The organism is Streptomyces sp. BBFR51 (assembly GCF_044591655.1).
Taxonomy (GTDB): Bacteria; Actinomycetota; Actinomycetes; order Streptomycetales; family Streptomycetaceae; genus Streptomyces.
In genome coordinates, this window is sequence record NZ_CP172448.1 from 3603090 (window position 1) to 3624846 (window position 21757).

Genomic DNA, 21757 nt, shown 5'->3' on the forward strand with positions numbered 1-21757 from the left:
GTAATCAGAGCGGACCGCGCTGTCCGACCGGTTTCCAGGATAGGTGTCGGCCGGGACGCGCAGGCTCTGGGGCTCTTGCCGCGCGGCCACGCACTGCCATACTTACGTCGCCGTAGGTTACGGAACCGTAGGAAACCGTGCATTGGTTCCAGAAGCCCGGCAGCCGGACAAACGGACACCCCGACCCCACCCTCGACCCCACAGGGGACACGCATGACCACGAGTTCCGATGTGATCCCAGACGCTCCGCAGCCGCGCCCCGACGGCGGCCCGGCGCCCTCCGCCACGCTGGGTGGTGAGCAGAAGCGGTCGCTGGAGCAGATCACGCTGCTGCTGTTCATCACCGTTCCGTTCCTCGCGCTGGTGGCGGCGGTGCCGCTGGCGTGGGGGTGGGGCGTGAGCTGGGTGGATCTGGGGCTGCTGGTCTTCTTCTACTTCCTGGGCTGCCACGGCATCACCATCGGCTTCCACCGTCACTTCACCCATGGTTCCTTCAAGGCGAAGCGGCCGTTGAAGATCGCGCTGGCGATCGCGGGCTCGATGGCGGTGGAGGGGCCGCTGGTGCGCTGGGTGGCCGACCACCGCAAGCACCACAAGTTCTCCGACGACGAGGGCGACCCGCACTCGCCGTGGCGGTACGGCGAGACGGTGCCGGCCCTGATGAAGGGCCTGTGGTGGGCGCACATCGCCTGGATGTTCGACGAGGAGCAGACGCCGCAGGACAAGTACGCGCCGGATCTGATCAAGGACCCGGCGCTGCGCGCGATCTCCCGGCAGTTCATCCTGTGGACCCTGGTGTCGCTGGCCCTGCCGGCGCTGATCGGCGGGCTGGCCACGATGTCCTGGTGGGGGGCGTTCACCGGGTTCTTCTGGGGTTCACTCGTGCGGGTGGCCCTGCTGCACCACGTGACCTGGTCGATCAACTCGATCTGCCACGCCGTGGGCAAGCGCCCCTTCAAGTCGCGGGACCGCTCGGGCAACGTGTGGTGGCTGGCGGTGCTGTCCTGCGGTGAGTCCTGGCACAACCTGCACCACGCGGATCCGACGTCGGCGCGGCACGGGGTGATGCGCGGGCAGGTGGACTCCTCCGCCCGGCTGATCCGCTGGTTCGAGCGGCTGGGGTGGGCGTACGACGTGCGGTGGCCGTCACGCTCGCGTATCGATTCGCGCCGCAACACGGATCAGGACGGTGCCCGCCGCCGGAAGGAGACGGCGAAGGCTGCATGATTGACGCCGTGGCGACCGACTCCAGCAGCACCCCAAGCAACGATAAGCCGCGGCGCGCACGTCGCACCCGGATGACCGGTGCCGAGCGCCGCCAGCAGTTGCTGGAGATCGGCCGCACCCTCTTCGCGGCGAAGGGTTTCGAGGGCACGTCGGTGGAGGAGATCGCGGCGAAGGCCGGGGTGTCCAAGCCGGTGGTGTACGAGCACTTCGGCGGCAAGGAGGGGCTGTACGCGGTGGTCGTGGACCGTGAGATGCGGCGGCTGCTCGACATGGTGACCGGCTCGCTGACGGCGGGGCATCCGCGGGAGCTGTGCGAGCAGGCGGCCTTCGCGCTCCTGGACTACATCGAGGAGTACACGGACGGGTTCCGCATCCTGGTCCGCGACTCCCCCATCCCCCAGTCGACGGGTACCTTCGCCTCCCTCATCTCGGACATCGCCACCCAGGTGGAGGACATCCTGGGCCGCGAGTTCAAGAGCCGCGGCTTCGACGCCAAGCTGGCGCCGCTGTACGCGCAGGCGCTGGTCGGCATGGTGGCGCTGACCGGCCAGTGGTGGCTGGACGTGCGCAAGCCGAAGAAGGCGGAGGTGGCGGCGCACCTGGTGAACCTGGCGTGGCACGGCCTGGACGGCCTGGAGCCGAAGCCGCGGCTGATAGGGCATCGCAAGAGCTAGCGCGTCGACAGCGCGGAACGGAACACATGCAGCCGCTACGCGGAGTCACCGTCGTCTCGCTGGAGCAGGCGATCGCCGCTCCCTACGCCAGCCGTCAGCTCGCCGATCTCGGCGCCCGGGTCATCAAGGTGGAGCGTCCCGGGGCGGGGGACTTCGCCCGGGCGTACGACACCCGGGTGCGGGGTCTGAGTTCGCACTTCGTGTGGGTCAACCGCAACAAGGAGTCCCTCACGCTGGACTTCAAGGATCCGCGGGGTCTGGAGCTGCTGCGCCGGCTGATCGCGGACGCCGACGTCTTCCTGCAGAACCTGGCGCCGGGCGCCGCGGCCCGGGCCGGACTGGGTGCCGAGGAGCTGCGGGCCGGGCATCCGGAGCTGATCGTGTGCGACATCTCCGGCTACGGCGCGCCGGGACCGTACGAGGGCCGCAAGGCGTACGACCTGCTGGTGCAGTCCGAGGCGGGGCTGCTGTCGGTCACGGGCGCGGCGGCCGACATGGCCAAGGTGGGCATCCCGGTGTCGGACATCGCCGCCGGGATGTACGCGTACAGCTCGATCCTCGGCGCGCTGCTGGAACGCGGCCGGACGGGGCGGGGCGCGCAGCTGGACGTGTCGATGCTGGAGGCCACGGTGGAGTGGATGGGCTTCCCCCTCTACTACTCGTTCGAGGGGGCCGAGCCGCCGCCGCGGGCGGGCGCGGCGCACGCGACGATCTATCCGTACGGGCCGTTCACGGCGGGTGACGGCAAGGTCGTGATGATGGCGGTGCAGAACGAGCGCGAGTGGCGCGGCTTCTGCACTGGCTTCCTGGACCGGCCGGAGCTGGCCGGGCACCCCGACTACGCCACCAACGCGGACCGCAACGCGCACCGGGAGGCGCTGGGCGGCCTGATCGCGGCCCGGTTCGCGGAGCTGACGAGTTCCGCGGCGATCGAGCTGCTGGGGGCGGTGCCGGTGGCCAACGCGCGGGTGAACTCGCTGGCCGAGGTGTGGGACCACCCGCAGCTGGCCGCGCGCGGGCGCCTGCACGAGGTGCCGACGCCGGTGGGTCCCGTGCCGGCGCTGGCCCCGCCCGGCCCGACGGGGGACGCGCCCCGCATGGAGGCGGTACCGGCGCTGGGCGAGCACACCCGGGCGGTACTCGGCGGTCTTGGCCTGTCCGGCGAGGCCATCGACGCGCTGGTCGCGCAGGGCGTGGCGTGAGCGTGGCCGGCTGCCGCCGGGGTCAGGGGCTCGGGTCCGGTTCCAGGAGCTCCAGGCGGTTGCCGACGGGGTCCGCGCAGTAGAAGCGGCGGTGGCCGGGCAGGGCGTCGTCCCAGGTGACGGGCGTGCCGTGGGCCTCCAGCCGGGCGGCGTACGCCTCGATTCCGGTGACGCGCAGTCCGGGGTGGGCCTTGCGTGCGGGCCGGAAGCCGTTCGTCTCGATGCCCAGGTGGAGCTGGACCGGGCCGGCGCCGAACCAGCAGCCGCCGCGGGCGGCGAGCACGGGCGGCTTGGGGATCTCGGTCATGCCGAGGACGCCGGTGTAGAAGGCGCGCAGTCGCTCCTCGGAGCCGGGCGGTGCGGCGAGCTGCACGTGGTCGATGCCGGCGATCACCGCTGCGTCGTCCTCTCCGGCTTGCGGGCGACGGCGAAGACGCGGCGGAAGGGGAAGGGGGTGCCGTGCGCCTTGGCCGGATAGGCGGCGCGCAGCACGTTCCGGTACTCCTCGACGAACGCGTCGCGGGCCTCGGGGTCGTCGTCGAGCGCGTCGAGTACGGGCCGCAGTCCCGTGCCCTTCACCCAGTCGAGGACGGCGTCCTCGCCGGGCAGCAGGTGGACGTACGTCGTCTCCCACACGTCGGCGGTGCAGCCGGTGTCCGTGAGGTGGGCGAGGTAGGCCTCGGGGGTGAGGACGGCGTCGTCGTGGCGCAGGACGCCGGTGAGGCGACCCCGCCAGCGCCGGGAGCCGGCGAGTTCGCGCATCAGGCGGTGGCTGGGGGCGTCGAAGTTGCCGGGCACCTGGAGGGCGAGGGTGCCGCCGGGCGCGAGCCGGTCGATCCAGTCGGGGAAGCGGTCGGCATGGCCGGGGATCCATTGGAGGGTGGCGTTGCTGACGAGGAGGTCGCACGGTTCGGCGGGGGTCCAGGTGCGGGCGTCGGCGGGGGCGAAGTCGAGGTGGCCGCCGCCGGGGGTGGGGCCGGCGTGCTGCCGGGCGCGTTCGAGCATCTGGGGCGAGTTGTCGTAGCCGGTGATGCGGGCGGCGGGCCAGCGGTCGGCGAGCAGGACGGTGACGTTGCCGGGGCCGCAGCCGAGGTCGACGATGCGGGGCGGGTCCGCGGGGAGGTCCTGGACCCGGGCGAGGAGGTCGGTGAAGGGGCGGGCGCGGTGGCCGGCGTGGCGCAGGTACTGGGCGGGGTCCCAGGTGGGGGCGGTGGCGGGCATGGAGCCTCCAGGAGGTGGCCGTACGGGACGGGTACCCAGCGTCACCCCGAAACTCTCTCGACGTCAAGACAGTTGACCTCAAGAGACTTCACGTCGACACAACCACTACACTGATCGCCATGGAGGACGAGGTCGATCGGCTGGTCGCAGCGTGGCGCCGGGAGCGCCCGGACCTCGACGTGGAACCACTCGAGGTGCTGAGCCGCGTCAGCAGGCTGGCCCGGCACCTGGACCGCGCACGCCGGCTGGCCTTCTCCGAACACCAGCTGGAGCCCTGGGAGTTCGACGTGCTGACGGCGCTGCGCCGCGCGGGCACCCCGTACCAGCTCTCTCCGGGACAGCTCCTCACCCAGACCCTGGTCACCTCGGGCACGATGACCAACCGTATCGACCGGCTCGCGAAGAAGGGCCTGGTGGAGCGCCTGCCCGACCCCAGCGACCGGCGCGGCGTCCTGGTCCGGCTCACGGACGAGGGCCGGGACCGCGCCGACCAGTCACTGGCGGGCCTGCTCGCCCAGGAGCGCGCGATCCTGGGCGAACTCTCCCGCGCCCAGCGCAGCGAACTGGCGGCCCTGCTACGCCAGCTGACCGCCCCGTTCGACAACATCCCCGGCTGAGGGCCGATCCAGATCGGCCGGCCCCACCCCGGCCCTGCGGGCCAGCGCGACGGCGGCCAGGGTGGAGTGGACACCCAGCTTGCCCAGCACGTTCTGCATGTGGGTGCGCACCGTGTGCGGGGACAGATACAACCGCTCCGCGACCGCCTTGCGCCCCAGCCCGGCGACCATGCAGCGCAGCACCTCGCGCTCGCGCGGGGTCAGCGACTCCACCAGCATCTCGCTCTCGGTGCGGTGCTTGCGGGCGGCGGTCAGCTCGCGCAGGACGCCGGTGAGCAGCGCGGGCGGCAGATGCGTCTCGTCGCGCAGCACACCCCGGATCACACTGAGCAGCCGCGACAGCGAGCAGTCCTTGGCCACCCACCCCGAGGCCCCGGCCCCGAGCGCGAGGGCCGCCCGCCGGGGGTCGTCCTTCTCGGCGAGGACGACGATCCGCACGCTCGGCTGCCCCGACCGCACCCCGGCGACCAGGGAGATACCGTCAACCAGCCCGTCCTCGTTGCCGTCCCGCACGGGCACGGCGGGCCGGGTGCCGGGCACGTGGCCGCCCAGATCGGCGTCGACGAGCAGGACGTCGAAGCGCCGTCCCTCGGACGCGGCCCGCTCCAGGCAGCGCAGGGCGGCCGGACCGCTGCCGGCCGCGGAGACGTCGACGTCGGGCTCGGCGGCCAGTGCGGCGGCGAGCGACTCGGCGAAGATGCGATGGTCGTCGACGACCAGGACTCGGATACGAACCACGGCAGTTCCACACCCCCTCCCCCGAGCTCCGCGCGGAGCAGGGGATACCCATCGTCTGTCCGTCCTCGGATGACGGCACCGGCACGGGTACGACGCCCAGGGCCCCGCATCCAGCTGTGCTGTTGTGCTCGGTACTCCGGGACGGGTAGCCGCAGCCGCACGGCCGCCGCCGTGCGGTGACCGCTCCCCCCCGCCCCGGGCGTCGTACCCGGCTGTCTCGCCCCCTGAACGGCACCGGCCCCCACCGGTGCTGTTCATCAGAGTACGGGCGGGCGCCGGGAGCGGAAGGTTATTTGCAGAACTGACTGCCCGGCGCGTTTATGGTGAGCCGCATGTTTCGTCTTGTGACAGAAGTCGACAAACAACGGCGCGATCTGCTGCGCACCCGGCTGCGGGAGACGAACACGGCGGCGTCCTCGATCCTGCGTTCCCTGCGCGGAACCCCTCACGAACGCGAATTCCCGCTGCACGTCTGGGTGCTGGACGAGACCGGAGCCCTGGCGGGCGGCCTGGTCGGCCACACCTGGGCGACCTGGCTCCACGTGACCTACCTCTGGGTCGCCGACGGCTGCCGGGGCTCGGGCCTGGGCTCCGCCCTCCTCGACGAGGCGGAACGCACGGCCCGCACCGAACGGGCCTGCGCGGCCGCCCGCGTGGAGACCTGGGACTTCCAGGCCCCGGGCTTCTACACGAAGCGCGGCTACGACGTGGTGTGCGTGATCCCCGACTACCCGCCGGGGATCACGGAGTACACGCTGGTGAAGCGGTTGGCCTGAGAAGGCCCCGGACCGTGGCGGGGGAAGCCACGGCCCGGGGCCGGTCTGTGGGGCGGGGTGGGTGTCAGAGCTGCCCGGTGACCTTCTGGACGGCCTTGAGGGCGAGGTCGGGGCGGTCGGTGTGGATGTAGTGGCCGCTGCCCTTGGCGGTCGTCAGCTCGCTGTGGGTGGAGATCTTGAGCCACTCGTTCTGGCCCTTGGCCCACATCTCCTCCAGGGCGGGGCCGTACTCGGGGACCTCGGCGTACTGGGACTCGTGCTTGAGGATCTCCACGGGGAGGTCTCCGGCGGAGTGGACGGGGCCGTCGGCGATGACGAACTGCTCCGGGTTCTGCCCCTCGTTGGCGGCGATGGCGCCGTCGCGGACCTGGGTTGCCGGGCCGGTGGCGTCGGCGGGGATGGTGCGGTTCATGTCGCGGGTGAGGTGGGGGACGGTGGCGTCGAGGAGGACCAGGCCCTTGACGCGGTCGGCGTGGTCGGGGGTGTAGCGGGCGGCGATGTAGCCGCCCAGGGAGTGGCCGGCCAGGACGACGGGGCGGTCGCCGGCCAGGTGGTCGAGGACCTTGGTGAGCAGGACACCGGTGTCGTTGACGGTCTGCAGGCTGCCCGCCTCGGGCTTGTCGCTCTTGCCCTCGCCGAGGCGGTCGTAGGAGCAGACGCGGGAGGTCTTGCTGAGGGACTTCTGGAGCGCGGCCATGTTGTCCAGGCCCTCGCCGCCGCCGGCCATCAGCATCACCAGGGGCTCGTCGGCATCCGTGCGGCCGGAGCAGGAGACGTTGACCGAGTGGCCGTCGATCCGGATCTTCTTCGTGCCGGTGAAGGAGGCTCCCGCCGAGGCCTTGTCCTTGCCGTCGGAGTCGTCCTTGCCGAACTCCTCGTTGAGGACGAGTCCCGCGCCGGCCACGGTGCAGACGACGGCGATGGCGGCGATCGCCTTGGCGAAGGTGCGGAACATGGGGGGCCTCCAGCAGGCAAGGGTGGGGTACGGATCGGCTACTCGGGGGTTTCTCGGGGCTTGTTCCCGGGGTCTGTCTCAGCCGGCCTGGCGTTCCCGGCGACTGATGAAAACTCTATGGATCCGGCCGCCCCGGATCGTCACCCCGCGGTGGACACCTGCGCGTAGCTCCCCCGGGGGACAGCGGTCGGCGCGTCCGCTGACCCCGCCCGTCAGACCTCGACCTCGACCGTGACGGCGAGGGCCGCGCGCCCGGTGACCCGCAGGGGAATGTGCGCCGAGGGGTTCAACGACCCGTTGACGGCCGCCATCGCGGCCTGGAGGTCGGTCGGTGCCGGACCGGCGAGCAGGTCGAAGCCCGCGTCCACCGCCGCGCGGATTCCCGCTGCCGAGCAGGTGAAGGCCAGCACGCGGTCGTGCGTCGCGTGGTCGACGTGCAGCTCGACGGTCTCGTTGGCGTGGGCGGCCCGCAGGAACTCCTGGACGTCCCCTTCACCGAGCAGCATGCCGACGTCCAGGTCGAAGTCCGTCAGCGGAAGCAGCAGCGAGGCGCGGAGGAAGCCCGCGTGCGCGTCGAGGTACAAGGACGCACCCGAGTCGGCGATCGCCTCGCCCAGGTCGTACAGGTCCGCGCGCAGGTCGGGTGTCAGGCGGACCACGATCGCGGCCCGGTCGCCGACCCCGACGTAGGCCACCGTCCTGTCCTTGGTGAACAGGCTGTGCGGCAGGTGGGAGTCCACCGGTCCGGTGCCGGCGGGCCAGCTCGCGCGGGTCTGCTCAGTGACCCGGTCGGTGAAGCTCCGCGCGGTGATCGGCGGCAGTTGCCGCTCGCCCAGCAGCAGCCCCGCCCGCCGGAACGGCCCGGCGGGCGACGAGGCGTCGAACACGGAGAACGCGATCGGGCCCGGTTTCTGCGCATCCGACTTCTGCGCATCCGGCTCCCGCGCATCCGGCTTCTTCGAACGTCGCCACCACGCCATGCCACCCCACTACCCACGCCGCCCGGACGTCACCCCACCCGGCGCGCCCCCGCCGAAGGCACCGCCTCGAACACGCGCGGGGTCTTGAAGCCGGCCGCCGCGAAGGCGTCCTCGACCGCCTTGGTGACGGTGTCCACGTCGGCGGCCTCGGCCAGGACGATCGCCGAGCCGCCGAAGCCGCCGCCGGTCATGCGGGCGCCGAGGGCGCCGGAGGCGAGGGCGGTGTCGACGACCAGGTCCAACTCGGGGCAAGAGATGCGGAAGTCGTCGCGCAGGGAGGCGTGGCCCTCGACGAGGACGGGGCCGATGGCGCGGGTGTCACCGGACTTCAGGAGCCCCACCACCCGCTCGACGCGCTCGTCCTCCGTGACGACGTGCCGGACCAGACGGCGTACCTCCTCCTCGTCACCGAGGCGTTCCAGCGCCGCGTCCAGGTCGGCGTAGGGCACGTCGCGCAGCGCGTCGACGCCGAGCAGCGCGGCGCCCTTTTCGCAGCCGGCGCGGCGCTTGCCGTACTCGCCCTCGCTGTGGGAGTGCTTGACGCGGGTGTCGACGACGAGCAGGCGCATGCCCTCGGCGGCGAGGTCGAAGGGGATCTGCTGCTGGGAGAGGTCGCGGGTGTCGAGGAAGAGGGCGTGGCCCGCCTCGCAGCAGGCGGACGCGGTCTGGTCCATGATGCCGACGGGGGCGCCGACGTAGACGTTCTCCGCGCGCTGGCACAGGCGGGCCAGCTGCCAGCCGCGCAGCCCGAGGGCGTACAGGTCGTTCAACGCCAGCGCCACGACGACCTCCAGGGCCGCCGAGGACGAGAGTCCCGCGCCCGACGGGACCGTCGAGGCCAGGTGGACGTCGGCGCCGGTCAGCTCGTGGCCCGCCTCGCGCAGCGCCCAGACGACGCCCGAGGGGTACGCGGTCCAGGTCTTGTCCGAGCCGGGGGTCAGGTCGGCCACGCGCAGCTCGACCGGGTCGGCCGCGATGTCGGCCGAGTGCAGCCGCAGGATGCCGTCGTCACGCCGGGAGACGGCCGCGACGGCCGTGTGCGGCAGGGCGAACGGCATGACGAAGCCGTCGTTGTAGTCGGTGTGCTCGCCGATGAGGTTGACCCGGCCCGGCGCCGCCCACACCCCTTCGGGGTCCGCCCCGTACAGCTCCCGGAACCGCTCGCCGACGGTTTTGGCTACAGCCTCGCCCATGCCCTGACCCCTCACCCTTCGTCAAGTCCTAGCCCGCGCGCCGCTGCGCGAACTCCCACGCGTCCGCCACGATCCCCGCGAGGTCCGCGCGGGACGGGTTCCAGCCCAGTTTCTCGCGGGCGGTGTCCGCGGACGCCACCAGGACCGCCGGGTCGCCGCCCCGGCGGGGGGCCACGACCTCGGGGATCGGGTGTCCCGTCACCCTGCGGACGGTTTCGACGACCTCGCGGACCGAGAAGCCGTTGCCGTTGCCCAGGTTGCAGATGAGGTGCTCGCCGGGCCGGGCCGCGGCCAGGGCGAGCAGGTGGGCCTCGGCCAGGTCGGCGACGTGGATGTAGTCGCGCACGCAGGTGCCGTCCGGCGTCGGGTAGTCGTCGCCGAAGACGGAGATCGCGTCGCGCCCGCCCTGCGCCACCTGGAGGACCAGCGGGATCAGATGCGACTCGGGGTCGTGGCGCTCGCCGTACTGCCCGTATGCGCCCGCGACGTTGAAGTACCGCAGGGAGACCGCGCCCAGCCCGTGGGCCGCCGCCTCACCGGTGATCATGTGGTCGACGGCCAGCTTCGAGGCGCCGTACGGGTTCGTCGGCCGTGTCGGCGCGGTCTCGACGATCGGCACCTCCTCGGGCTCGCCGTAGGTGGCGGCCGTGGAGGAGAAGACGAGCCGGCGCACGCCCGCCGTGCGCATGGCCTCCAGCAGGGCCATGGTGCCGCCGACGTTGTTGTCCCAGTACTTCTCGGGCTTGACGACCGACTCGCCGACCTGGGAGAAGGCCGCGAAGTGCAGGACGCCGTCGAAGGAGGCGTCCAGCCATTTGGCGGCGTCGCGGATGTCGCCCTCGATGAACGAGGCACCGGCGGGCACGCCCTCGCGGAAACCCGTCGAGAGGTTGTCGAGGACGACGACCTCGTGGCCGGCCTCCACCAGATGCTGGGCGACGACGCTGCCGACGTAACCGGCCCCGCCCGTCACCAGGTACTTCCCGCTCATGAACTCGCTACCTCTCGCAGTCGCTCGGCCGCGCGCTCCGGGGGCACGTCGTTGATGAACACGTTCATGCCGGACTCGGAGCCCGCGAGGAACTTCAGCTTGCCGGACGTACGGCGGATGGTGAAAAGCTCCAGGTGCAGCGCGAAGTCGTCCCGCGTCACGCCGTCGAACTCCTCCAGCTGCCCGAACGGGGCCTGGTGCCAGGCCGCGATGTAGGGCGTCGGAGGCTCACCCTCGCCGAAGATCCGGTCGAAGCGCCTCAACAGTTCCAGATAGATCTGGGGAAACTCTGTGCGCGCCGCCTCGTCAAGACCGAGCAGGTCGGGGACGCGCCGCTTGGGGTAGAGGTGCACCTCGTACGGCCAGTGCGCGGCGTACGGCACGAAGGCGACCCAGTGTTCACCCTCGAGGACGACCCGCTCACCGGCCAGTTCCTCCGTCAGGACGGCGTCGAACAGGTTCTCCCCGCCGGTCGCGTCCTTGTGGGCGGCGAGTGAACGGAGCATCAGGGCGGTGCGGGGGGTGGTGAACGGGTAGGCGTAGATCTGCCCGTGCGGGTGACCCAGCGTCACTCCGATCTCGGCGCCCCGGTTCTCGAAGCAGAACACCTGTTCAACGGAGGGCAGATGGGACAGCTCGGAGGTGCGGTCCGTCCAGGCGTCGAGCACGAGCCGGGCCTGCTCCTCGCTCAGATCGGCGAACGAGGCGTCGTGGTCGGAGGTGAAGCAGACGACCTCGCAGCGGCCGGAGTCGCCGGCCAGCGAGGGGAAACGATTCTCGAAGACCACCACGTCGTACGACGAGTCCGGGATCTCGCTCAGCCGCTCACCCTGCGAGGGGCACAGCGGGCACTGGTCGGCCGGCGGGTGGTAGGTGCGGCCCTGCCGGTGCGAGGCGATGGCGACGGAGTCGCCGAGCAGCGGGTCGCGGCGGACCTCGGAGGTGGTGACGGTCCGCTCCAGCGGACGGCGGTCCACGGCGTCCCGCACGGTGTCGTCGCGCAGGTCGTAGTAGACGAGCTCACGACCGTCGGCCAGCCGGGTCGAGGTCTTCTTCACTGCCGCACTCCTCTACACCACCAAGGACAACCACCAACCACCCAACACAATCAAACATAACACATCACAACCGACCACCCACGCCGCTCATCACAATCAAACAAAGAACATCACCAGAAGTGTTCAATTACTGAACGCGGAGGCGTAGGTTCCGCTCCGGATCAGTTCGCGAACGAAGCGAGTGCTTAATGCAAACCCCCACAAGCCCCACATACCTAGCCGCAGAGCTTCGACTCCCCACCAACTGGCTCGACTACACGATCCTCGGGATCTACTTCCTGGTCGTCCTGGGCATCGGCTTCGCCGCCCGCCGTTCGGTCAAGACCAGCCTGGACTTCTTCCTGTCCGGCCGCTCACTGCCCGCCTGGGTCACCGGCCTCGCCTTCGTCGCGGCCAACCTGGGCGCCACCGAGATCCTCGGCATGGCCGCCAACAGCGCCCAGTACGGCGTCTACACGACCCACTGGTACTGGATCGGCGCCATCCCGGCGATGGTCTTCCTGGGCCTGGTGATGATGCCGTTCTACTACGGCTCGAAGGTCCGCTCGGTCCCGGAGTTCCTGCTCCTCCGCTTCGACAAGGCCTCCCACCTGCTCAGCTCGGCCCTGTTCGCCGTAGCCGCCATCCTGATCGCGGGCGTGAACCTCTACGCCCTCGCGATCGTCGTCGAGGCGCTCCTCGGCTGGCCGGAGTGGGTGGCCATCGTGGTGGCCGGCTTCTTCGTCCTGGCGTACATCACCCTCGGAGGCCTCTCCTCGGCCATCTACAACGAGGTCCTCCAGTTCTTCGTGATCCTGGCCGGTCTCATCCCGGTCACCATCCTGGGCCTGAAGAAGGTCGGCGGCTGGGACGGCCTGTCCGACTCCCTCTCCCAGTCTCACGGCTCCGACTTCATGACGGCGTGGGGCGGTACGGGCATCGGCAGCGAGAACCCGCTGGGCGCCAACTGGCTGACCATCGTCCTGGGCCTGGGCTTCGTCCTGTCCTTCGGCTACTGGACGACGAACTTCGCCGAGGTGCAGCGCGCCCTGTCCGCGAAGAACCTCTCGGCGGCCCAGCGCACCCCTCTCATCGCCGCCTTCCCGAAGATCTTCATCGTCTTCGTGGTGATGATCCCCGGCCTGGTCGCCGCGGTCCTGGTCCCGAAGATCGGCACGCCCGGCTCGGACCTCCAGTACAACGACGCCATCCCGTACCTGATGCAGCAGCTGCTGCCCAACGGTGTCCTCGGCATCGCGGTGACGGGCCTGCTGGCCGCGTTCATGGCCGGCATGGCGGCGAACATCTCCTCCTTCAACACCGTCTTCACCACCGACATCTGGCAGAAGTACGTGGTGAAGGACCGCGAGGACGGCTACTACGTCCGCTTCGGCCGCCTGATCACGGTGATCGGCGTCCTCGCCTCCATCGGCACGGCGTTCCTGGCCTCGTCGTTCTCCAACATCATGAGCTACCTCCAGACGCTCTTCTCCTTCTTCAACGTCCCGATGTTCGTGGTCTTCATCATCGGCATGTTCTGGAAGCGCGCGTCGATGAAGTCCGGCTTCTGGGGCCTGGTCGCGGGCACGACCGCCGCGATGGTGAACTACTTCGTCATCTACAAGCAGGGCATCATCGACATCCCCTCCGACCAGGGCGCCAACTTCGTCTCCGCGATCGCGGGCTTCGTCGCCGGCGCGGTGGTCATGGTCGCCGTGTCCCTGTTCACCGCCCCGAAGCCCACCACCGAGCTCCAGGGCCTGGTCTACGGCACCACCTCCCCCGGCATGACGGAGGCACCCGCCAAGGGCGACGACGCGTGGTACCGCAAGCCGGCGCTGCTGGGCTGGGGCGCGGTCGTACTGGCCGCCGCCTGCTACATCCCGTTCTCGTTCTGATCGCGGGAGGATTGAGAGAACATGTCTGATTCCTACTCCGACAAGAACCTCCAGGACGAGGTCTCCGAGCTGGAGACCAAGTCCGTCACCGCCGCGCGTCTCTTCGACATCCGGCGGATCATCGGCGGGCTGTTCGTGGTCTACGGCGTCATCGTGACGATCGCGGGCTTCGTGGCGTCCGACGACGACATCGACAAGGCGCAGGGGGTGAACATCAACCTGTGGACCGGTCTGGCGATGCTGGTCCTCGGCGTCTTCTTCCTGGCCTGGCTGAAGCTACGGCCGACTGCTCCGCCGCCGCCACCGCTGGAAGAGGCCCCGAAGGAGTGACGGTCCGCGCCTGACGCCGACGGCTGGTCCGGCGCGGGGGTGGGTGCGGGGCGGGCGGTGACGCAGCCCGGCGTAGCGGGGTGCCGCTGCGCCCACCCGTGCCGCCCTGGGGGTACCTCCCAGGCCGTTCAGGCACTGGGGGAGGCACGACTGCCCGCAGCTGGGGGGCGTGGGCGGAAGCGAGGCGGCGGGTTGGCCGCGTACGGCGGGAAGGGGTCGTGTCGGGGGGTGTCCGCCCGCAGCGGTTGGCGCGTCAACGCGTCCCGCATCTGTGGCCGACCGATTCCGCGCCGTTCCGAGGACGGACACCCCCCGGCGCGGCACCGACCCACCACCGAACCGAACGCGCTACGCGCACCCCCACCCACCCCGCACAGGCCGCCGCAGGCACCCCGCACCCCCACCGAACCCGCACAGGCCGCCGCAGGCACCCCCGCCCAACCGCCGAACCCGCACAGGCCGCCGCAGGCACCCCCGCTCAACCGCCGGAGGCACCCGCCCGATCCAGCAACCCCGTCCGCGCAGCCAGCGCGGCCGCCTCCAACCGCGACCCCACGCCCAGCTTCATCAGCACGCGCTGGACATGCGTACGCGCCGTCGACGGAGCGATCCCCATCCCGGCCGCGATCAGCCGCGTGTCCTCACCGTCCGCGACCCGCACCAGCACCTCCACCTCCCGCGGCGTGAGCATCTGCAACAGCCGCTGCCCCTCGTCGTCCGGTTGGGCAGCCGGGTTCAGCAGCTCACCGAACGCCCCCTGCAACAACGCGGGCGCCACCGCCGCCTCCCCAGCCCGCGCCTTCATGATCGCCCGCTCGACGCCCTCTATGCGCTCGTCGTGCCGGACGTACCCCGACGCCCCCGCCGCGAACGCCGCCGCGATCCCGCGAGGGCTCGGCACCGGCCCCAGCACCAGCACCGCCACCTGCGGACGCTCCCGCTTGACCCGCACCACCGGATCGAAGATCCCCGGCTCGGCCGGCGCCGCCGTCCCCAGCAGGCACACCTCCGGCGCCCGGCTGATCACCAGCTCCGCCGCCCCCGCGGCCGGCGCCGCCGCGGCCAGCACCCGGTGCCCCCTCAGCTTCAGCGCCGAGGCCAGCGCCTCGGCGTGCAATCGGTGATCGTCGACCACCATGAGCCGTACTCCCATGGAGCAACCCCCCAGTCACCCGGTCCCGGCATGCATGCCCCCGGCATGAACCCGGAAGCTACACGCTTGCCGGACCTCGCGCTGCCCCTACCGGCGAGAACCGCCCCGGATCGCCGAAATCCCCCGCAATACACCCCCGCCGCACCCACCGAAACGGCCCCGCCCCTCAACGAGGGACGGGGCCGCGACGGACACCCAGGACACGACGGCGAGACGCGAGACGGACGGGATCAGCCGCTGGTGCCGAACCCGATCGCCAGGTACTCCTTCTCGTCCGCGCTGGTCGGCTCGCTGGCGTACACCTGCGACATGTACAGGTGCCCCTGCGAGTAGAGAAGCTCGGAGTAGTCCGGCGACATGCTGGACTCCACGTCCCGCACCGCCTCCGTCGCCGGGTTCTCCAGCAGCGTGGTCTGCTTGAACGTGGCGCCGTCGATGCTCACGACCTGCCCGCCCTTGTCGTACGGCGGCCGCTTGTAGGCGATCACGTTGCCGCCGTCCATGCGCAGCGGGGTGATCGTGTAGTCCTCGCCGGAGTCCGCGCGCTGCCCGGTCTGCTTGCCGGTGGTCAGGTCGAAGGCGACCACCTCGTTGGCCTGGCTGTAGGACTCGCCGCTGCCCTCGTGCTCCTCGGTCGCGATGTAGAGCTTGCCGTTGCCGGCCGCGAGCCCCTTGCAGCTCTCGGTCTTGCTGATGCTGTCGCAGCGGGCCGCGAACTGGTCGCCGGGCGCGGAGATGCGGGTGAGCAGCTTGCCGGTCTTGTTGTCGATGGAGAAGAAGTCCGAGATGCCGCTGCCGTCACCGGCGGAGTCGCCGACGTCGGCGGCCACGACCAGCGGGTCCGTCGACACGACGCCCGCGTACTCGATGCCCTTGGCCATCTTGTACTCGGAGATCACCTTCCCGCTCTTCGGGTCGATGGTCTGGATGTTCAGCTGACGGGCGTCGTACGAGCCGCACTTGCGCACCGCGACCAGCTTCTCGCCGCCGCCGTAGCCTGCGTCGTAGCAGGTGTCGGTCGTCTTCGGGGACCAGAGGACGTCGCCCTTGGCGATGTCGAAGGCGACGCCGCCGTCGGTGCTGCCCGCGGCGACGGTGTCACCGCTGATCGTGACGTTGTCGAAGGACATCGGCCCGTCACCGGCGGTCTTCGTCCACACCTTCTTGCCGGTGTCCAGGTCGAGGACCGCGACCTGGGTGCAGCCGTGCGAGGGCTCCGCCTTGGTCGGCATGGCGGGCTGGTGGACGATCACCGTCTTGTTGTCGTCGGTGACGTGCGGGGTGGTCGCGCAGACGGGACCTTCCAGCTTGATCGTCCACTTCTTGCTGCCCTTGTCGGCGTCGTACCCGACGACCTCGGCGACGCCGCTCTTGGCGTACACCGTGTCGGTGAGCCACGAGCCGGAGACGACGACGCTGCTGTCGTCCTTGCTCACCGCGGGCATGGGTACCTGGAAGAGCACCTTGGCGGCGGGGTCGGCGGGCGCCTTCTCCTTGCCGCCGGAGGACTTGCCGTCGTCGCCGCCCTTCTCCTCCGTGCCGCCCTCGCCGCCCTTGCCGCCGCTGGAGTTGGCCGTGTCGTCCTTGCCCCCGTCGTCGGAGGAACCGGCGTACCAGACACCGCCGCCGATGATCAGCGCGATCGCGACGACGGCCGCCACGATGATCGCCATCTGCGCGTTGATCTTCCGGCCGCCGCCCGGCCCGCCGGCCTGGGGCTGCATGGGCGCGGTCGGCTGCTGATAGCCGTAGCCGGGCTGACCGGGCTGACCCGGCTGCCCGTAGGCCGGCGTCGGCTGCCCGTACGCCCCCGGCTGCCCGGGCTGCCCCGGCTGCTGACCGGGGTAGCCGTACCCGGGCTGGGGCTGCGGCGGAGTCTGCGGATACCCGTACCCCGGCTGCTGCGGCGGCGGACCCGCCGGCGGCGTCTGCGGAGCCGCGGGCGCCTGCGGCGGCGTCTGGGGCGGCGTCTGCGGGGCGCCCCCGGGCTGCTGCGGGTATCCGTAGCCCGGCTCGGGAGCCTTGCCGAAGTCGGGCCCGGAGGGCGGCGTGGGCGGCTGCGGCGGACCGAAGCCGCCCCCCTGCGGGGGCTGGTTGGGCGGCGGGGGCGGCGGCTGGGTCATGACGTGAGTACCTCGGAGAGCGGAGACGACGGGGGACGGGGCGAGCGGAGGAAGAAGGTCACTTGCCGTAGGCGAGCATCAACTTCTCCTTCGACTCGTCGTTTCCGGTCAGGCGGGTGCTGGAGATGTAGAACCGCCCGTCGACCCAGTCGATGTCCTTGGAGTAGAAGCTGTTCTCGATGTCCGCGACGCCCTGCGGGTTCTGCAGGAGCTTGGCCGGCTTGTGGCTGCTGCCGCCGGTCGCGATGGACACGACCTGGCCGCCCGCGTCGTAGGACGGCTGGACGTACGCGACGAGCTGGTCGCCCTCGACCTTCAGCGGCGTCATCGACTCGTCCGCGGGGGACTTCGTACGCCACTTCTCCTTGCCGGTGGAGAGGTTGATCGCGACGATCTCGTTGGCGCCGCTGGTCGCCTCGGTCGGCAGGTAGAGCGTGCCCGCGGCGACCGCGACGCCCGAGCAGCCCTGGAGGTCGCGTTCGAGGATGGCCCAGCCGCACTCGGGGGCGAAGTCCTCCTCGACGCCGACCTGTTCGAGGACCTTGCCGGCGGAGGTGAAGGTGGAGATGTTCCAGACCTTCTTGTCCTCGTCGGTGGCGTACACGACGAGCGGGTCGACGGAGTACGTCCGGGACACCCGCCAGCCCTTGTCGTACTTGTAGGTCCACAGGACCTTGCCGGTCTTCGGGTCGAGCCCCTGGAGCTCGTCGTGCGCGTTGTTGCCGCCGGCGCCGCAGGAGGCGACCTGGACGAGCTTGGTCGCGCTGCCCGCGAATCCGGCGGGGAAGCAGGCGTCGCCGTACTTCTTCTTGTCGTACAGCTTCTTGCCGCTGGTGACGTCGTAGGCGGTGCCGGACTGGGAGCGGCCGACCATCATGGTGGTGCCGCTGAGGGAGAGTTCGACGGAGAGCGTGGAGTCGAACAGCTCGCCGTCGCCGATCTCCTCGGTCCAGCCCTTCGCACCGGTGGCGAGGTCGATCTCCTGCATCTTGTTGCACTTGGCGCGGTCGCTGGAGCCGCTCATGTAGACGACGACGATCTTGTCGTCGGCCGTCTTCTCCGGGGTGACCGCGCAGATCTTCTCCGGGAAGGCGATCGGGTCCCAGGCGGGCTTGCCGTCGCCGACGTTGTAGGCGAAGACCTGCTTGTACGCCGCCTTGACGGCCGCCTTGTCGGTGATCCACATGCCGTTGGCGTCGGCGCCGGAACCGGGGGCGTCGGGCGCCTCCTTGTACCAGAGCACCTTGGACTCGCCGGCCTGGCGGCCCTCGTTGAGGTCCTCGGGGTCCTCGCCGCCGTCGCCGCCGCCGTCACCGGGGTTGACCGGGGCACCGCCCTTGGAGCCGGAGGGCTTGGGGTCGTCGCTCTTGCCCGCGACGGGCTTCTTGTCCTTGGTGTCGTCGCCGCCGCTCGCGGTGATGCCCCACACGCCGCCGCCGATCACGAGCAGGGCCAGGACCGCGGCGCCGATGGCGAGGCCCGGCTTGCCCTTGAAGGGGTTGCGGGACCCGGAGCCGCCGGGCGGCGGGGTGCCGGGCGGGCCCGGGTACTGCTGCTGCGGGTAGCCGTAGCCGGGCTGCTGGCCGTAGGGCCCCGGCTGCTGGGGCTGGGCGTACGGGCCGGAGTTGTACGGTCCGGGCTGCTGACCGTACGGCCCCGGCTGCCCGGGCTGCTGCGGATACCCGTACCCCGGCTGCGGCGGCGGACCGGACGGCGGGCCCTGCGGGGGCGGTGGGGTCGGGGCCCCGAAGCCTCCCGGCGGTGGATCCTGCGGTGCTCCGAAGCCACCAGGCTGCGGCGGCTGATTCGGCGGCTGGCTCATCAGCGCGTTCCCCCTTATTACTACTGATTTCTAGCCACGCCCCGAGGTACGCGCTGGCCCCGGAGTCGTCTGCAGGCGATCGTTCGGACCGTCCCGGGCAAGCACGGGACAGTCCTCGGACGGCCTTTCTATCACCCGGCGCCGAGCGACCACCGGGCCGCGTCCACCCCTGTTCCCAAGGGAGGACCGGCCCGTGATGCCACTGTTACGCGCCTTCACGCGCTCCTTACATCATCCGCGCCCGCTGTACGCAGAGACTCAGGCGTCCTCGGCCAGTTCCAGCCAGCGCAGCTCCAGCTCATCCCGCTGTCCCACGAGTTCGCGCAGCTCGGCGTCCAGTTCGGCCACTTTCGCGAAGTCCGTGGCGTTGTCGGCGATCCGGGCGTGCAGCTTGGTCTCCTTCTCGGAGACCTTGTCGAGCTGCCGCTCGATCTTCTGCAGCTCCTTCTTGGCGGCGCGCACGTCGGCGGCGCTCTTCTCGGGCACGGCGGCGGCCGGCCCGGTCGGCGCGGCCGGGACATTGGCCGCGGCCGCCTCCTCCATCCGCTGCCGCCGCTCCAGATACTCGTCGATGCCGCGCGGCAGCATCCGCAGGGCGCCGTCGCCGAGCAGGGCGAAGACCCGGTCGGTGGTGCGCTCGACGAAGAAACGGTCGTGGGAGATGACGATCATCGAGCCGGGCCAGCCGTCAAGGACATCCTCCAGCTGGGTCAGGGTCTCGATGTCGAGGTCGTTGGTGGGCTCGTCGAGGAAGAGGACGTTGGGCTCGTCCATGAGGAGCCTCAACAGCTGGAGCCGCCTGCGCTCACCGCCGGACAGGTCCCCGACCGGAGTCCACTGCTTCTCCTTGCCGAACCCGAACGTCTCGCACAGCTGCCCGGCGGTCATCTCGCGGCCCTTGCCGAGGTCGACGCGCTCACGGACGCGCTGCACGGCCTCCAGCACCCGCCAGGTGGGGTCGAGTTCGGCGACCTCCTGGGAGAGGTAGCCGAGCTTGACGGTCCTGCCGACCTTGACGTGCCCGCTCGCGGGCTGCTGGTCCCCGTCGCTGGTCGCGGCGTCGGCGAGGGCGCGCAGCAGGGAGGTCTTGCCGGCGCCGTTGACGCCGACGAGGCCGATGCGGTCGCCGGGGCCGAGCTGCCAGGTGACGTGCTTGAGCAGCACCTTGGGGCCGGCCTGGACGGTGATGTCCTCCAGGTCGAACACGGTCTTGCCGAGCCTGGACGACGCGAACTTCATCAGCTCGCTGCTGTCCCGGGGCGGCGGCACGTCGGCGATCAGCTCGTTGGCGGCCTCGACGCGGAAGCGGGGCTTGGAGGTGCGGGCGGGGGCGCCGCGCCTGAGCCAGGCCAGCTCCTTGCGGACCAGGTTCCGCCGCTTGGTCTCCTCGGTGGCGGCGATGCGCTCGCGCTCGGCACGGGCGAAGACGTAGTCGGAGTAGCCGCCCTCGTACTCGTACACGTCGCCGCGCTGCACGTCCCACATGCGGGTGCAGACCTGGTCGAGGAACCACCGGTCGTGGGTGACGCAGACGAGCGCGGAGCGGCGCTCGCGCAGGTGCCGGGCGAGCCAGGCGATGCCCTCGACGTCGAGGTGGTTGGTGGGCTCGTCCAGGACGAGGAGGTCCTGTTCCTCGATGAGCAGCTTGGCGAGCGCGATCCGGCGCCGCTCGCCACCGGAGAGCGGCCCGATGACGGTGTCGAGGCCCTGCGGGAACCCCGGCATGTCGAGTCCGCCGAACAGCCCGGTCAGTACGTCCCTGATCTTGGCGTTGCCCGCCCACTCGTGGTCCGCCATGTCGCCGATGACCTCGTGGCGGACGGTGGCCTCGGGGTCGAGCGAGTCGTGCTGGGTGAGCACGCCGAGCCGCAGCCCACCGGAGTGGGTGACCCGCCCGGTGTCGGGCTCCTCCAGCTTGGCCAGCATCCGGATCATGGTCGTCTTGCCGTCGCCGTTACGGCCGACGACACCGACGCGGTCCCCCTCGGAGACGCCGAGGGACACGCCGTCGAGAAGCGCACGGGTGCCGTACACCTTGGTGACGTTCTCGACATTGACCAGATTGACGGCCATTTCTCTCCTGACTGGGGGATCTACCAGCCTTCAAGCGTAGGCCCTCCGGGGGGTGGGGTGAGGCGGGCGGGGGTCGTCACTCGTTGTAGTGACGTGATGCGAAAGGCCCGGCTACCGTGGTGAGTGGGCAGCAGGATCCCGTCCATGGGAGGAACCATGACCGCCGAGTCCGTCAAGCGCCGCGTCGAGTGGCCGATGCCGCCACAGGACGGTTACACCGTGGACGACCTGTTCACGCTGCCTGATCTCCCGCCGCACACCGAGCTGATCGACGGGAGCCTGGTTTTCGTGAGTCCGCAGCGAGATTTTCACACCATCGTGATGGACATGTTGGTCTACGGTCTGCGCGCGACACTGCCACCCGAGCTGCGGGTGCGACGGGAAATGACCATCGTCCTCGACCGGCGGAACGGCCCTGAGCCCGATGTGAGCGTTCTTCGCGCGGAGGCGGTCGGACGGAAGAAGACTCGCTACGCGGCGGCCGACGTCCTCCTCGCCATCGAGGTCGTCTCCCCCGACTCCGAGTCCCGCGACCGCGACACGAAGCCGCACAAGTACGCCGCCGCCGGAATCCCCCACTTCTGGCTGGTCGAGATGGAGGGCGCGGAAGACCGCCCGGTCGTCCACGTCTACGAGCGCGGCAAGGTCACCGGCGCATATGCCCTCACCGGCATCCACCACGATCATCTGAAGATCAGCGTCCCCTACGACATCGACATCGACCTGGCCGCCATCGACAACCTCTGA

The 21757-nt window shown here is 70.8% G+C and carries 20 protein-coding genes; 8 read left to right on the plus strand and 12 right to left on the minus strand.

Going from position 1 to position 21757, the window contains the following annotated elements; all coding sequences use genetic code 11:
- Nucleotides 1–213 precede the first annotated feature (213 nt).
- Genes ACGH7X_RS16270 through ACGH7X_RS16280 form a run of 3 tightly spaced genes read left to right on the plus strand, consistent with a single transcriptional unit; the run spans nucleotide 214 to nucleotide 3103 of the window.
- Nucleotides 214–1227, plus strand: a complete 1014-nt coding sequence (locus tag ACGH7X_RS16270) for an acyl-CoA desaturase (protein WP_399886013.1) — start codon at nucleotides 214–216, stop codon at nucleotides 1225–1227.
- Nucleotides 1224–1901 carry a TetR family transcriptional regulator gene (locus tag ACGH7X_RS16275; protein WP_399886015.1) on the plus strand — a complete coding sequence of 226 codons (678 nt, stop codon included), beginning with the start codon at nucleotides 1224–1226 and terminating at the stop codon, nucleotides 1899–1901. Before ACGH7X_RS16270 ends, ACGH7X_RS16275 begins: the two co-directional genes overlap by 4 nt.
- Before the next feature lie 26 nt (nucleotides 1902–1927).
- Nucleotides 1928–3103: a CaiB/BaiF CoA transferase family protein gene (locus tag ACGH7X_RS16280; RefSeq protein WP_399886016.1), complete on the plus strand. Its 1176-nt coding sequence runs from the start codon at nucleotides 1928–1930 to the stop codon at nucleotides 3101–3103.
- Nucleotides 3104–3125: 22 nt separating this feature from the next.
- Here the strand turns inward: ACGH7X_RS16280 and ACGH7X_RS16285 are convergent, their stop codons facing one another.
- Nucleotides 3126–3497, minus strand: coding sequence for a VOC family protein (locus tag ACGH7X_RS16285; protein ID WP_399886018.1), 372 nt, complete (start codon nucleotides 3495–3497; stop codon nucleotides 3126–3128).
- The gene (locus ACGH7X_RS16290) at nucleotides 3494–4324 is read right to left on the minus strand and encodes a trans-aconitate 2-methyltransferase (protein WP_399886020.1); all 831 of its coding nucleotides are present in this window, start codon (nucleotides 4322–4324) and stop codon (nucleotides 3494–3496) included. The genes ACGH7X_RS16285 and ACGH7X_RS16290 overlap by 4 nt, the downstream gene beginning before the upstream one ends.
- Before the next feature lie 119 nt (nucleotides 4325–4443).
- Here ACGH7X_RS16290 and tamR point away from each other — a divergent pair, with 119 nt between their 5' ends.
- Nucleotides 4444–4941 carry a MarR family transcriptional regulator TamR gene (gene tamR / locus ACGH7X_RS16295; RefSeq protein WP_007450665.1) on the plus strand — a complete coding sequence of 166 codons (498 nt, stop codon included), beginning with the start codon at nucleotides 4444–4446 and terminating at the stop codon, nucleotides 4939–4941.
- Here tamR and ACGH7X_RS16300 read toward each other — a convergent pair.
- Nucleotides 4900–5679 (minus strand): LuxR C-terminal-related transcriptional regulator, encoded by a 780-nt coding sequence (locus ACGH7X_RS16300; protein WP_399886022.1) that lies wholly within the window; start codon nucleotides 5677–5679, stop codon nucleotides 4900–4902. The genes tamR and ACGH7X_RS16300 overlap by 42 nt on opposite strands.
- 320 nt (nucleotides 5680–5999) lie before the next feature.
- Here ACGH7X_RS16300 and ACGH7X_RS16305 point away from each other — a divergent pair, with 320 nt between their 5' ends.
- Entirely contained in the window at nucleotides 6000–6455 is a 456-nt protein-coding gene (locus tag ACGH7X_RS16305; RefSeq protein ID WP_399886024.1) for a GNAT family N-acetyltransferase, read from the plus strand.
- Between the two features lie 64 nt (nucleotides 6456–6519).
- Here the strand turns inward: ACGH7X_RS16305 and ACGH7X_RS16310 are convergent, their stop codons facing one another.
- The 5 genes from ACGH7X_RS16310 to galT form a co-directional block, all read right to left on the minus strand.
- Nucleotides 6520–7410 carry an alpha/beta fold hydrolase gene (locus ACGH7X_RS16310; RefSeq protein ID WP_399886026.1) on the minus strand — a complete coding sequence of 297 codons (891 nt, stop codon included), beginning with the start codon at nucleotides 7408–7410 and terminating at the stop codon, nucleotides 6520–6522.
- Nucleotides 7411–7622: 212 nt separating this feature from the next.
- Nucleotides 7623–8390: a hypothetical protein gene (locus ACGH7X_RS16315; RefSeq protein ID WP_399886028.1), complete on the minus strand. Its 768-nt coding sequence runs from the start codon at nucleotides 8388–8390 to the stop codon at nucleotides 7623–7625.
- A 29-nt stretch (nucleotides 8391–8419) separates the two neighbouring features.
- Nucleotides 8420–9583: a galactokinase gene (gene galK, locus ACGH7X_RS16320; RefSeq protein WP_399886030.1), complete on the minus strand. Its 1164-nt coding sequence runs from the start codon at nucleotides 9581–9583 to the stop codon at nucleotides 8420–8422.
- A 28-nt stretch (nucleotides 9584–9611) separates the two neighbouring features.
- Nucleotides 9612–10574 carry a UDP-glucose 4-epimerase GalE gene (gene galE / locus ACGH7X_RS16325; protein WP_399886032.1) on the minus strand — a complete coding sequence of 321 codons (963 nt, stop codon included), beginning with the start codon at nucleotides 10572–10574 and terminating at the stop codon, nucleotides 9612–9614.
- Entirely contained in the window at nucleotides 10571–11632 is a 1062-nt protein-coding gene (galT, locus tag ACGH7X_RS16330) for a galactose-1-phosphate uridylyltransferase (RefSeq protein ID WP_399886034.1), read from the minus strand. Before galT ends, galE begins: the two co-directional genes overlap by 4 nt.
- 188 nt (nucleotides 11633–11820) lie before the next feature.
- Here galT and ACGH7X_RS16335 point away from each other — a divergent pair, with 188 nt between their 5' ends.
- Together ACGH7X_RS16335 and ACGH7X_RS16340 are read left to right on the plus strand one after the other, a co-directional pair.
- Nucleotides 11821–13509 carry a sodium:solute symporter family protein gene (locus ACGH7X_RS16335; RefSeq protein WP_399886036.1) on the plus strand — a complete coding sequence of 563 codons (1689 nt, stop codon included), beginning with the start codon at nucleotides 11821–11823 and terminating at the stop codon, nucleotides 13507–13509.
- Nucleotides 13510–13530: 21 nt separating this feature from the next.
- Nucleotides 13531–13839, plus strand: coding sequence for a hypothetical protein (locus tag ACGH7X_RS16340; RefSeq protein WP_399886038.1), 309 nt, complete (start codon nucleotides 13531–13533; stop codon nucleotides 13837–13839).
- Between the two features lie 478 nt (nucleotides 13840–14317).
- Here ACGH7X_RS16340 and ACGH7X_RS16345 read toward each other — a convergent pair whose 3' ends face one another.
- From ACGH7X_RS16345 to ACGH7X_RS16360, 4 genes are all read right to left on the minus strand, one after another.
- On the minus strand, nucleotides 14318–14992 hold the full coding sequence (locus ACGH7X_RS16345; RefSeq protein ID WP_030399197.1) for a response regulator transcription factor: 675 nt from the start codon (nucleotides 14990–14992) through the stop codon (nucleotides 14318–14320).
- 230 nt (nucleotides 14993–15222) lie between these two features.
- On the minus strand, nucleotides 15223–17115 hold the full coding sequence (locus tag ACGH7X_RS16350; protein ID WP_399886040.1) for a PQQ-binding-like beta-propeller repeat protein: 1893 nt from the start codon (nucleotides 17113–17115) through the stop codon (nucleotides 15223–15225).
- A gap of 58 nt (nucleotides 17116–17173) precedes the next feature.
- A complete protein-coding gene (locus tag ACGH7X_RS16355) occupies nucleotides 17174–18937 on the minus strand; it encodes a PQQ-binding-like beta-propeller repeat protein (RefSeq protein ID WP_399886041.1) in 1764 nt (587 codons plus the stop codon).
- Between the two features lie 258 nt (nucleotides 18938–19195).
- Nucleotides 19196–21010: an ABC-F family ATP-binding cassette domain-containing protein gene (locus tag ACGH7X_RS16360; protein WP_399886042.1), complete on the minus strand. Its 1815-nt coding sequence runs from the start codon at nucleotides 21008–21010 to the stop codon at nucleotides 19196–19198.
- Between the two features lie 144 nt (nucleotides 21011–21154).
- Here ACGH7X_RS16360 and ACGH7X_RS16365 point away from each other — a divergent pair, with 144 nt between their 5' ends.
- Nucleotides 21155–21757, plus strand: coding sequence for a Uma2 family endonuclease (locus tag ACGH7X_RS16365; RefSeq protein WP_399886043.1), 603 nt, complete (start codon nucleotides 21155–21157; stop codon nucleotides 21755–21757).